Origin of the sequence: Streptomyces sp. NBC_00102 (assembly GCF_026343115.1) — a bacterium.
GTDB lineage: Bacteria > Actinomycetota > Actinomycetes > Streptomycetales > Streptomycetaceae > Streptomyces.
The window spans coordinates 21,079-33,631 of sequence record NZ_JAPEMC010000009.1 but is presented as its reverse complement, the minus strand read 5'-3'; the positions used below and the strand labels follow the sequence as shown (position 1 = coordinate 33,631).

Below are 12,553 nucleotides of genomic sequence, written 5' to 3'. Positions count from 1 at the left end.
CTGAAGGCTCTTAAGTTGGGCCTGGCGGCCCAACTCCCGCCTGACGGCGGGAGACTGGCGCGGCGTCATGCCTGGCGGCATGACGGGGGTTGGTGGGCCGGCTCCCTGACGGGAGCCAGGGTTGGGAAAGGGTTGGGCCTGGCGGCCCAACGTAGGCTGTCGTCAGCTCCGGCCTGGCGGCCGGAGGGTGGTGGTGTGTCATGCCTGATGGCATGACGGGTTCGTGGGGGCTCCCCCTTCCCTGTCGGGAAGGGGTGTTTATGGGGCGCCTGCCGGCGCTCTGATGTCGTATGGGTTTGTTGGGCAGTCATTTGATTTGGTGCTCTCCCCTGACGGGGAGATGAACTGGGTGGCACGGGGTGTGGGTTGGGGGCCCTGTGATCCTCGTCCTGTTCATGGGTGGGGCCCAAAAGTGCGTGTTGAGGTTTCCGTAGGGCCCGGCTGGAGTATCGAGCGGGACTTCGAAGCCGACGAGATGGCCACCCTCGCCGACGAGTGGAACGTCGAGAACCACGCGTACACGAACATGACGCCCACGATCTACGGCGGCGGAGAGCCGCTCCTCGCCCAGTCCGCCGCCCACCTGCGCCAGCGCAAGCCGTTCGCCGGCTGCAACGCGGGACACACCTTCTTCCACGCCGACCCCCACGCCAAGGTCTCGATCTGCAAGGTCGGCCGCGACGACCAAATCGACCTCATCGCCGAAGGCATCGCCGGCCTCACCCGGCTCGGCACCATCGCCGACCGCCTCATGCTTCGCACCGGTGGGTGCGAGGGCTGCGCCCTGTCCGGCACCTGCCGGGTCTGCCGCCCCCTGGCCAAGCACTACCAGGAGGCCAAGGCGCCGCTGCACAGCTACTGCCAACACGGAGACAAGGAGAACGCCTCATGACCCCGCCCGTACCGGTGACCATCCTCCCCAGCCCGCCGACCTCGGCCCGCCGCGCGGCACCGCCCGTCGCCGGCCGCCGTACAGGAGACCTTCGCCCCGTTCGCCCAGGCCATGGCCAGCGATGGCCTGGCCTTCCTCCACACCCAGATGCAGGCCCGCCAGTGCGGCCCGGTCCTTGCCGCCGCCGTCGAGAACCGCATCGTAGGCGCGATCGGCCCCATGGAGGTGCTCCCAGATACCATCGGGCGCCCCCAACTCACGCCCCAGTACTTCGCCGTCCTGCCCGAGACCCGAGGACAGGGCCTCGGACCCATCCTGTGGCGGGCCGCGATGCATTGGGGCCAGTCCCACGGCGCCGCATACCAGCTCCTCCAGACAGAGGTCGACGGCCCCTCCGACAGGCTGTGCCAAGCAGAAGGACTCACCTCTCTCGGCTTCACCCACACCACACAGGCGTAGACGCTTACTCTCACCCGACTCGTCCACCGCCCGCAGGACCGGTGCCGCGACCAAGGCTGTCTCCGCCCAGGCGCCCAGCTACCCCTGCTCGGGCCCCGTTGCGGGACGTGCCCGCGTCCGCCTAGCCCGCTGCCCGTCCGCCTTCAAAGACCACCGCGAAAGCAAAAGACACAGGCCACGGGGCAGAAGCTGAGCGCTGGGTAATGCCACGGGCCCAGTGCCGGGAGCGTCCGCCTGTGCCGTGCGTGGTGCTTGTCTTGTTCATTCTGATCGTCAAATTCTTGACTCGCCCGTGCATCGCGGTATCGGACTGTCCCGGGGCGAGGCCATGAGGGCTGAGTCGCCCAGCCGCGCATCATCCTGGTCCCTCTGTGTGACGCCTTAGCATGAGGCGGTGCTCCATCGGAGGTCCGGGGCACGCAATTGCGGGTCGGGCGGGGGTGCGGTCGGAGTGAGTAGGGCAGGGCAGGCTGGAGAGGTCGGCAGTGTCTTTCGGTGCGAGCTGGCCACGCACCTGGCCGTGCACGGGCTCCGTAGCCGTCCGGTGCAGGGGCTGGGCCTGCCGGCAGACGTGTGGCCCGTCCGGCTGGACTTCGAGACCAGCGACCCGACCGACGACATCCGTGTCACCTTCTCCGACGGGCGTCGCGCCTACGTGTCCGCGAAGCGGAAGATCGACCGGGGGCGTCCTCTGGAAGAGACGCTAACAGGGTGGGTGGACCAGGTCCCGACGCTCGGTCCCGACGATCTTCTGGTCATCGCCGGCGAGGAACTCGTCGGCGATGTGAAGAACCTCAGCCGGGCTCTGCGACGCCATCGTGCGGGCCTGCCCATGGAGACTGGTGACGAGTCCAAGGCCCTCGCGCTCCTCACCGACCGGCTTCCACAGGCGGTCAGCGGGCTCGTCCTCGACCGGGCACGTGTCCTCCATCTGCCCGGATCGACCGGACCGGCACCGCACCGCGCCCTCCTGGCGGCCCTGATGGACCTCGTCGTCGCGGACGAGCGGGCGCCCCAAGCCGTGAGTGCCCTGGCCGACTTCTTCCACCGGCAGGCGGGCGAAGCGCTCGGGAGCTCCGCCGAGGAGTGGGTCGCAGCCCTGGCCGCCGCTGAAGTAACCGTGTTCCCGGACCCGGGAGGCCCAGCGGCGATGCGCCTGGCCTCCCGCCAGAACGCCGTCAGCGCGTACCGCACCCGGCTCACGGCGGATACGGGACGGATCGACCTCAGCCTGCTCGCCGATGACCTGCCACCCCTTATCGTTGACGACCTCATCGGCGGGCTCCAGATCGACGCGGAGGGCGAGCGGACTTCCCACTTCCTCCTCCACCGCCTGCGGCGCTGGCGCCGCATGCTCATCGTGGGGCAACCGGGCTCGGGCAAGTCCGTGGCGGTACGGGAGATCTCAGCCCACTGCGCCGGCCACGCCGACGCACCCGTCCCGATCCCCGTGTCGCTGCCGCGTCTGCTGAAGGCGCAGCCGGGACGCCTGACCGTCGACGGCCTGGTCGACGCCGCCGCGGCCAGCCATGCGCCGGACACAGACCGGGCGCCGCTCGCCGCGTTCCTCCACGAGGAGATCGGCCGGGGGCACGCGCTGATCCTCTGCGACGGGCTCGACGAATGCGGGGCGCACGCCCCTTGGGTCGCGCAGCAGCTCGAAGAGATCCTCACGTCGCTGCCTCCCTCCTGCGGGTTTGTGGTGACGACCCGGGCGAACGCGCAAGGGGCCGCGGCCCGGCTCGGCCTGCCCCGCGTCGAGCTCGCGCCTCCACAGGATCTGGGTGCGACGGTCGACAGAATCCTCGTCGCCTGTGCCGAGGCACGGATTCCCGGGCCGGATCGAGCGGCCTTCCTGGCCACGCGACGGGCCTGGATCAAGGGTGCGAGGGAGGAGCACGCGCATCTGCTTTCGGTGCCGCTGCTTGCCGCTCTGCTTGCTCTCGTCTGTGCGAACGCGCCCGACGTCGACCTCCCCAAGGGGCGTGCAGCGCTGTTGCACCGCGCGGTGGAAGAGTCTGTGCACCGGTGGGAGAAGGAGCGGTTGCGGGGGCCGCTCGCGTCAGCCCGGCCTTGGGCGCCGGCGCTGACGACGGCCATGCTCCTTGACGGGTTCGTCACGCTCGGACGGCTACTTGACGGCGAGGCGACCCCGCCAGCCGGGCGCGCCCTTGAGTCGTTGTCCGGCATGCTGAGGGACCCTCTGCGCTGGGCCATGCCTTTTGCTGCGGCCAGCGAGGCAGCGGAGCACGTGCTCCGGTTCTGGGACGAGCACGTCGCGGTGTTCGTGGTGAACGGCGCGGATGAACTCACCGCCCGCAGCAAGGTCTTCGCTGAGATCGCTACGGCCATGTGGGCGCGGTCGTGCGGGGACGCAGAGCTGCTGGAGTGGCTGCGCAATGCGCTCGTCCACACGGATTCGGACGGCGCAATCGCGCTCGCCGCCGGACTCGATCCCCGAACGGTCGGGGCTCTGCTCGATGTCGGCGAGATACGGCGGGAAGCCACCCTTATGGTGGCTGATCTCGCAGAGCGTGGTGTCTTGGCCCTTTCCGAGAGCAAAACGGAGCGGGCCCTGGGCCAGTTGACCGACGGAGCTCTCGGGGCACTCGCGGGCGAGGCGATCCCTCCACGCGGCCCCGGCAAGCCTCCGGAGCTTTTCCCGGCGCTGTGGGACAAGACGCGCGAGGAGGGACTCTGGCCCTTTGTGGAGGCCGCATGTCTGCTGGCCCTGCCGTCGGCGTCGCGGCAGCGCCGGGCTGACCTCCTGGGCCTGTCCGAGCTCGACGGTACTGCCACGTCGATTGCCCTGGCCTTGTGTGCACTGACGGACGCCCGCACGGACGCGTCCCCCTTGAGCGGGACGGAACTCGAGGTGGTCCGTGCGGTACTGGCGATTCCCCTGCCGAAGGATCCCGAAATGGTGCGGAAAGGGCGCCGTAGCTGGGAAATGGTCGGTGGAGGTCCCCTCACGCCAGGGCTGGAACAGGTCGCCCTGCGCGCGGCCGAGCATCTCAGTGAGCTTCCCGACGGCGCAGGCGTGCGCGTGTTCGACATCGCGATGCATGCGCCGGGGCACGTCGCCGAGAGGATCTACGCTGCACTGTCGCGCGCGGGATTCGCCACGCCTCGGCGTTGGCGGGACATTGCCGCCGGGCTACAGGACTGGATGTCCGGCGCGCGAGACGACAGAGCGGCGCTCCTTTCCGACCTCGCATCGCTCCACGGCCCGTGCCCGGAGCCCATGGACGAGGGCTTCTGGTCATTCACCGCCCTCGGCGACCTTCTCGCGGCTACCAGCTACTCCAGTTCCCCGGCCAGCGAGATCGCTCGCGCTTTCACTGACGACAGCACGGCGGAGCGCCGGGCGTGGCTCGACGCGACGGCAGACGCGTACGGGATCGACAAGGCGGCCGTGGCCGCCCAGGCTCGTCACCTCCAGAAGATCACCACGCCCGATTCCTTGCTGGACGAATGGCTCATTGTGAGCACACCGCCTCTGGACAAGCCCTCACTGCTCCCAGATGTTGGGCAGGTCCTCACCGATGCCCAGCAGACGGTGTTGCTGGCATGCCTGGAAGCCAGCTCTTCTTGGATGGCACGGCCGGCAGCGAATGTGCTGATCAACCTGGATGGACGCCGGGTTCCGTGGGACGGTCATGAGCTGTTCGACAGGGACATGACCCACTGGCCTCGCCCTCGGGCGGGTCTGTTCCACGCCGTCGCCATCATGACCTCGGGCGATCGGCGCGCCTCGCTCCTGGCACGGGCCGCATCCTCGCAGTCGGCGGACCACCGATGGGCAGCGAGGATGGTGATCTCCGCCGTACCAAGTCTCGACCCCAACGGTTCGTTCAAAGAAGCGCTGCGCCAGGACGCCGACCTGTCGGTCCGTCCAAAAGACGCGGATCAGGTCACGCCCGCCCCGACACACTGGAGCTGCGACCTTTGCCGGACGGTCCAGGACCTCGACACCGAGGACTGTCACGGGTGCGACGACGGTATGCGACCGCAGCCTTGAGGGGCTAACCAGCGTGCCGATAGGGAAGCGGGCGGGCGGGGTCGGTGCACCAGGCCGCGCCGATGCCGGTTGCCGCAGCGCCTCGGCTCGACCTGCTGCGCTCGACTGGGACGAGCTACTAGGCGAGATCTACGTCACTGTGGAGGGCGGCTGGCTTGCTCAGCACCTGGAAGAGGTGAAAGACCCCGGTGACGCTAACGTCTTCATGAACGCACCCCCCTTGACGAGGCCCTGGGCGCGCTGGCGCAGGCCGTGGAGAACACTACGCCGCACGGGGAGCCGAGCCGCGATCAGTGGCACCGCACCAATGTCCACGCCGCCCCTACAGACGACGGTCGACCTCGTGCACCAGGCGCAGGTGGCCTCCAACTCGCCACGCCTTGACCCGGTGCCCCGGTCCACGGCCACGCACGCACTCCTCGCCGACGGCGTGTCCCAACTCCGCCAGGCGCAGGCAGCGCGCTCGTTCTGGCACTACGAGAGAAGCAAGTAGCGGCCCGGGAAGAAACAGCGGCCCTCCCCCGGAGGAACGAGCCGCCGTCTACGGGACGCTAGGCCAGCTTCTCGATGGCCTCGAAGATGTCCGCGTCGGTCTCCTGCTGCCAGGACGGCAGGTCGGGCCAGTCCGCCACGTATCCCGGCTTCGGGTCCTCGAAGTGCCGCTACATCTGCGCCGTCCAGCACGTGGCGACGAACCGCCCCTTCTGCTCACGGGACAACCTCGACGCGTGACCGGCGGACAAGTCCAGGAACTGCCGCACCTGCTCGAAGACGGCGCCCGCGGCCGCGCGCTCCCAGTCGGGGGTGTCCTCCCACGGCGTCACGTATCCAGCCTTCGGCTCGCCGGGGAAGTGCTCGCGCACCCCTGCGATCCACGCCTCGCGGAACACCTTCGCGCCCTCGCTCATCCCTGGTCCCCTCTCGTCATGTGGTGCACAAATCGCTGATCTCGGCGCGTAGGTCGGCAACGCGGCGATCCCGGCCCAGGTCGGTGAGATCAGCGTGCAGGGCCTGGAGTCTATGGGCGACGTATCCGGATCCGGATTGACGAGCGAGCTGGAGAGCTTCAGTCCCGTACACCGCTACCTGCTCAGCGTCATGCCGTCTCGCCCCGATCGACGCGAGGTCGACGAGCACGGCGCCCCGCCGGCGGAACGACTGTCCCTGCGTCAGGTCAGCCGACTCCAGGGCGCTCTTCAGTGCAGTCTCGGCGAGGTCGAGGCGACCGAGCTGCACGTAGCGGGCCCCGCGCTCCTCGGCCAACCGGGAGCCGTCGAACCGCAACCATCCGCCGTTATGGGCGCCGTCGCCCAGGTCGACGACGAGTAGAGCCTCATCGAGCGCCCTCTCGCACGCGTCGAAGTCGCCGAGGCCCGCATACGCCTCGGCCTGGACGGCCGCCACCCAATGCCGTGTGGACAGTGCGCTGTCGCCCCGCAGCGCGACCCGCCGGGCTACCTCCAGGATCTCGGCGGCCTCGCGGTACCGGCGCCCGTAGACGCCCACGTAGGCGTGGCGCACCAGCGCGCATGCCCACAGGTCATATGAGCGGGCGTTGCTGGTGGCCGACGCGGCGAGCGTGTAGGCGGCTGCGGCGTCGGTGTACCGGTTGCTGTCGAACGCGAGCTCGCCGGATAGCTGGAAGAGGTCGACGGCGGCCTCGCACAGGACGCCGGGCCGGTGGGACGTCTTGAGTGCGTCGACCAGCGCGCCGAGCTGATCACGCACGACTGTGTGGTCGTCGCCCCACTGCTTTGTCAGCCGGGTCACGGTTGCCGGCGACAGCCCGGCGGCCGAGCCGAGGAACTGTTCCAACGCCGGCACGGAGTCCCCCGAGGACAGACCGTGGAGGTAGAGCAGCGGCAGGACCTCGGAAACCTTGGGTGACCTGCGGCACCACGGCGCCAGAATCTTCGAGGAGAACCGCTTCCGTTCGCCGGTAGCCTCATCGACGCGGCGGTCGTTCACCCGCGGCGCAGTCACCTCCACCGGGCCGTCCGCGGTCGCCACCGTCCGGGGCCGGTGGCGGCCGTTGCGGACCACCAGGCGATGCCCGCGCCCGTCCGTCTCCGCCGCCAACTCGGCTATGTACTACTGGTTGACTTCCGCCTCCAGGCCGAACCCGATGGGGCGAGGGCATGGGCAAGCAGTGCGGTCAGCGTGGCCACGCCCTCGGCGGTTTCTCGCTCCTCCTTGTCAGCCTGATCGCCTGGTCTACCGGGACTGACGATCCCGTCGTCGTGGGCCTGTTGCCTCCTCATCCGCTGGCTCCGCAAGATCGCTGCCGCCGGCCGGGAGCGGAGTTGATTCCTGAAATTACGCGACAGAACCCCTTGTCTACCTTCGATATCAAGACGTAGGCGCCCTATGGCACCTTCGATTTGGGCGAGCACTGGCAGTGGTCGTCTTGAAGCACGCGAGCTGTGCCCGCGTCCGGCCGGCCTCATGCTCGTCCACAATCAAGGGCCACCGCGAAAGCGGAGAGCGCAAAGCACCAACCTGAGCGCTGGGCGATGTCGGGGGACGCTGCCCGAAGGCCGGCGGTCATCCGCGGGTCCTTCACATGGTTCCCGCCCGCCGGCAAGGGACCCACCAGACCTCCTTGAGTCAGTCAGAGTTCCCCTCGGGGTCGACTCCTGGTGCTCTGCAGTACCTTGGCTGGCGGTTTATCCAGGTAGTCATCGAGGAGTTTGAACGTGCGCAGGTGGTCGGGGAGTTGTTCGTACCAAGCAAGCCCCCGGGTGTTGCACGCATGGCAGAGCAGGCCGCGGACGCAGCTACCGCATTTCTCCTGACCAGGACAGCAGCGGTGATCATGGTCCAAGTGCCACGCAGTCTGTCCCTTGGGGATACGGCAGATGGCACAGGCCTCGTCCTGTGCCTGGGCAAGTTGAGTAAGGAACTCAACGGTGACGTTGAACTTTTTCGACTGACTCCGCAGGGATGCGCAGGAGGGGCAGTACGGCTGTGGTAGGCCGTCTCCACGCACTTTGAATGCTTCGACCGGAAGGATTCTGGCGCAGGCTCTGCATTCGCTGGTGCCCTGTTCCCGCAGTTGGGCAAGGTACTGGGGATCACGGACGCTGCGGACAGGCTGCAGGTCACGTCCTTTGCGGCGTTGCGTGTAGTGGGCGCGGCACAGCCCCTGGGCTAGGTGTGGTCTGTCGCATCCTTCGAAGGTGCAAGCGATCTTGGGCTCCTGCAGCGGCTTCAGTTCATCGCCTCTCTGGGATTGTGTGTAGTGCGCCCTGCACCATCCGCGCGTGTCCTGGGGCTTGTTGCAGCCTTCGAAGGTGCAGAGTTGACCGGGGATGTGGAGAGGGCGCATGTCGCGTCCCTGGCGGTGCTGGGTGTAGTGGCCCGGGCACCAGCCTCGGGTGGTGGCGTGCTTGTTGCAGCCCGGGTAGGAGCAGTTTCGGTCTGCGGGTTTCTTCAAGGCGGTCAGGGGTCGGCCCGCGCGGTCCTGGCTGTAGTGAGCCGAGCAGAGCCCTCGGGCCTCGGCCGGAAGGTCGCACACCTCGAAACTGCACTGGGTGGACGGTTGCACCGGCAGGGGTCTCATGGGGCCCCTTCGGCCTTGCGAGTAATGGGCGCCGCACAGGCCAGCGGTTCGCGCATGTCGGGAGCATCCCTCGAAACCGCACGGGCTTTCAGCTTGCTTGACGCGCAGCGGGCGCATTTCCTGGCCGCGTAGTGCCTGGGTGTAGTGGCCGGTGCACCATTGCTGGGTCTTGGATGGTTTGTCACATCCGGGGAAGGCGCAGGGGTCTCGTCGAGTGCCGGCGGGTGTGAAGGTGCCCAGAGGGCGGAGGTCTTGTCCGCGCTGGCGTTGTGTGTAGTGCCCGTTGCACAGTCCGCTGCGTCCCTTGCATGGGCGTTGGCAGGCTGGGAATGTGCAGTGCTCGGGACGCTCGTGCTCGGGTCTGTCGTCCAGGAGCAGCGGTCGCAGAGGTTCGTTGCGCCATTGCTGGGTGTAATGCGAGCGGCACAGCAGTTTCGCGTAATACGGCCGGTCGCAGTCGGTGAATGTGCACGTGGCCGGGTTGTTCACCGTTCGCTCGCGCAGTGGCGCCAGGGGCCTTCCGGTTGCTTCTTGCATGTAGTGCCCGTTGCACAGTCCGCGGGCAACGGCCTTCTGTGTGCAGGTGGGGAAGCGGCACACCGGACTGTCAGGGGAGGGCACTTGGAGGTCTTCCCCGTTGGCGCGTTGTCTGTGATGGGGGCGGCACAAGCCGCCGGCATGGTGAGGCCGGGTGCAGTTGTCGACGTCGCACTGGGAGGGAGCCGGTCCGTTAGGGCGCCGGGTTCTGAGCGGGGTCAGCGGTTTACCGGCTCTGGCTTGGGCGTAGTGGCCGCCGCAGAGGCCCTGAGCACGGCTGAGGTTCGAGCAGGTACTGAAGGAGCAGGGAGGCTTGGCCGCTTCAGGTCTGCGTACGTGGCGCAAGGGCCGCAGCGGCTGGCCCATGTTGCGCTGTGTGTAGTGACCGGCGCACAGGCCTCCGAACTTGGCGCGTGAGGGTCGCCCGCAGCCCTCGAAGTCACAGAGGGTCATCGTCGGTTTCCGCCTCGGTATTCAGGGCTCGTTTCCTGGCCGCAGCGTGTGCGTCGGGCTCTGGAGGCGGCGCTGTGCATCATTCTCGGAACGATAGGGGGCAGGTGTGACATTGGCGGCTCTGGCGTGGATGGAACACGGCGTTGGTGGAGATCTCGGGCCGGGGCGGCTCCTGAAAGTGTGGCGCACTGGCGTTTGACTGCTGGCCTATCTGCGCGAGGTGTGGGTGGGTCAGAGCCGCACCATACTTCCGGACTCGCCTCTCGGCTGTGAGGCGGTGTCCGCACGTAGCGTCAACCTCGTTTTTGGGGCTCGGCAGGCGGGCACGGGGGCTGAATCCCCATGCTGGCAAGTGCTTTGCGGCGTTCAGGGGGCAGGCTGTGCCATCGACGTCGGGTGTTAGTGAGCCATAGCCCCAGACGCACCACTGTGCCGTCGGGCAGGTCTTCGACATGGCGCTGTGGCACGTCGAGATGGCCTTTGCGTTCCCGGAACGACTGCGCTGCGTCGAGTCCGCGTTGGAAGTTCCGCTCCCGCGTGGACGGCGTGATCGGACCCGTTGAGACGGCGGGTGCACTGGCGGTGTGCAGGCCCAGGGTGGTCAGGAGGTTGATCTGGTCTGGATGGGTGGGTGGCTTGTGGTGTTGGGTGTGGAGCCATTGCCCCAGACGGATACCGTTGTCGGTCGCGAAGGTGCGGGGGATGGTGGTGAGCGCGTGGCCGGCCTCGTGGTGGCGTTTTGCGGTGTGGTAATTGCGTTGCCAGGTCAAGGGCCAAGGCGGGTTCCAGTGCGGGTCGAGGTCCGCTAGGGCCTGGGTGCGGGCGGGGGTGAGCTGGTCGGCTCGTTTGCGTTGGGTGGCGAGCCAGCGGCCGAGGGCGAAGCCGGTTTCGGGGTCGTGGTGGTCGACGGGGGCGGCGAGGTGTCCGTGGGTGGTGGCGTAGGCAGCTGCGTGGGTGAAGCCGCGGTCCCAGGCTTGTTGGCGGGGGTTCCAGATGATGCCGAGTTGTTCGAGGGCGTGGGTGCGGGTGGTGTCGAGAGCGGTTTGAGTGTGGAGGTGGCGTTGCCAGGTGAGCCATCGGCCGAGTGGATAGCCGACGGGGTCCTCGTATGTCTGGGGGATGTCGAGGTGGTGGTGGGTGCGGTGGTAGCGGCGGGCGGCGGCCAGGCCGCGGCGCCATTCGGCGCTTTTGGGTTTGAGGACGCGCAGAGTGAGGGCAAGGGCGACTTCGTCGGCCCCTGTGGGGCGCTCGAAGTGGAGCCAGTGGCCGGGTTCGCCGGTGAGGGTGGGGCGGTGGGTACGGGGGTCGGCGAGGCGAGCCTCGAGGCGGCTGTCGTGGGCGCGGAGAGCCTGGATGGTGCGCCACAGGGGGGTGTAGGCGTCGGCGCTAAGAAGATCGTCGGGGTCTTCGTCGGGGGTTAGGTAGACGGGGACGATCAGGGTGGCTTTCTTCCCGGCTCCGGGTTGCTGGCGAAGTGCGCGGCCGACGGCCTGGACGGTATCGACGGGGCTGTTCTTGGGGTCGGCAAAGACGACGGCGTCGATGGAGGGGACGTCGATTCCTTCGCCAAGGACGCGGGCGTTGGCGAGGACGGCGGGTTGTTCGGGGTGGGTGTGGGCGGCAAAGTCGAGAAGGATGCGGCGGCGGACGCGGGGTGGGTGGGTGCCGCTGATCCACTGTGACCACAGGCCGTCGGGCTGCAGGTCGGTGGGGAGGGCGGCGGCAGTGTCGGGGAGCGTGGTGGCGAAGGCGCGAGCGTCTTGGACGCGGTGGTGGAAGGTCAGGACGCGGCGCAGTTTGTGGTCGTGGATGGCTTTGAGGACGGCGACCTGGCGGCCGGCCAGGCGTAGACCGTCGACGCCGGCGCCGGGGCCGGTGGCGAGCCAGTCGCGCAGGGTGGTGTCTTCGATGACGGGGACGAGGATCTGGTAGTCGGCGAGCAGTCCGAGGTCGATGGCGTCGGAGAGCGTGAGGCGGTAGGCGACAGGGCCGAAGAGGGACTCGTCGTCCATGGACGCGACGGTCTCGGCTGTTCCGTTCTGGTCGGCGTCTGCGTCGGCGTCCCAGATGCGGGGGGTGGCGGTGAGGTAGAGACGGTGGTGGGCAGGGATCTGGTCGTCGTGGTGGACGGCTGCCCAGGCTTTGCCGAGACGGCCAGCAGTGCGGTGGGCCTCGTCGACGACCACCAGGGCCCAGGCGGGTAGGCCGTGGGCCTGGTGGGCGGTGACGATGGCGGGCAGGGAGGCGTATGTGGCGTAGACGGTCACCGGCTCCCCCTCTTGGCCGGTGGTGAGGGCGGTGAGTTCGGCGGGGCTGGTGGTCATGGGCAGGTTGCCTGCCGGGGTGTGGTCGGTGGCCTGTCGTGCCGAGCAGACGGCGACCGCCCTTCCTTTACGGCCCGCTGTGTTCCAGGAGCGGGCCGTCTGGGACAGCAGGTCCAGGGTCGGCAGCAGGACCAGAGTCCTGCCGTGTGGAGCCAGGCGGGCTGTGGTGCGGGCGGCGATGAGGGTTTTGCCTGTACCGCAGGCCGCGACCACGGTGGCCCGGGAGCGGGTGTGCAGTGCTTTGACGGCGGCAGTGACGGCTTCCTGCTGGTGCGGACGCAGCGCGATCTCTGGCATGGGGGTAC

At 68.4% G+C, this 12,553-nt stretch carries 5 protein-coding genes and 3 pseudogenes; 4 read left to right on the top strand and 4 right to left on the bottom strand.

The window, feature by feature from the left end; translation table 11 throughout:
* Window positions 1-463 precede the first annotated feature (463 nt).
* The 4 genes and pseudogenes from OHA55_RS36290 to OHA55_RS36275 all read left to right on the top strand — a co-directional run.
* Window positions 464-892 (top strand): annotated as a pseudogene (locus tag OHA55_RS36290) (radical SAM protein); the annotation flags it as partial.
* Window positions 893-961: 69 nt separating this feature from the next.
* A pseudogene (locus OHA55_RS36285) lies at window positions 962-1,351 on the top strand (GNAT family N-acetyltransferase); the annotation flags it as partial.
* A 520-nt stretch (window positions 1,352-1,871) separates the two neighbouring features.
* Window positions 1,872-5,372 (top strand): NACHT domain-containing protein, encoded by a 3,501-nt coding sequence (locus OHA55_RS36280; protein WP_266714756.1) that lies wholly within the window; start codon window positions 1,872-1,874, stop codon window positions 5,370-5,372.
* A 307-nt stretch (window positions 5,373-5,679) separates the two neighbouring features.
* Window positions 5,680-5,865, top strand: coding sequence for a hypothetical protein (locus OHA55_RS36275; RefSeq protein ID WP_266714754.1), 186 nt, complete (start codon window positions 5,680-5,682; stop codon window positions 5,863-5,865).
* 58 nt (window positions 5,866-5,923) lie between these two features.
* On the opposite strand, the pseudogene OHA55_RS36270 reads toward OHA55_RS36275, so the two are convergent.
* The 4 genes and pseudogenes from OHA55_RS36270 to OHA55_RS36260 form a co-directional block, all read right to left on the bottom strand.
* Window positions 5,924-6,280: pseudogene (locus tag OHA55_RS36270) on the bottom strand (hypothetical protein).
* Between the two features lie 16 nt (window positions 6,281-6,296).
* A complete protein-coding gene (locus OHA55_RS36265) occupies window positions 6,297-7,460 on the bottom strand; it encodes a transposase (protein WP_266714758.1) in 1,164 nt (387 codons plus the stop codon).
* Window positions 7,461-7,983: 523 nt separating this feature from the next.
* Complete coding sequence (locus OHA55_RS36635) at window positions 7,984-8,700, bottom strand: endonuclease domain-containing protein (protein WP_353963498.1); 717 nt, start codon at window positions 8,698-8,700, stop codon at window positions 7,984-7,986.
* A 1,517-nt stretch (window positions 8,701-10,217) separates the two neighbouring features.
* Window positions 10,218-12,545 (bottom strand): DEAD/DEAH box helicase, encoded by a 2,328-nt coding sequence (locus tag OHA55_RS36260; RefSeq protein ID WP_266714752.1) that lies wholly within the window; start codon window positions 12,543-12,545, stop codon window positions 10,218-10,220.
* Between the last annotated feature and the right edge of the window lie 8 nt (window positions 12,546-12,553).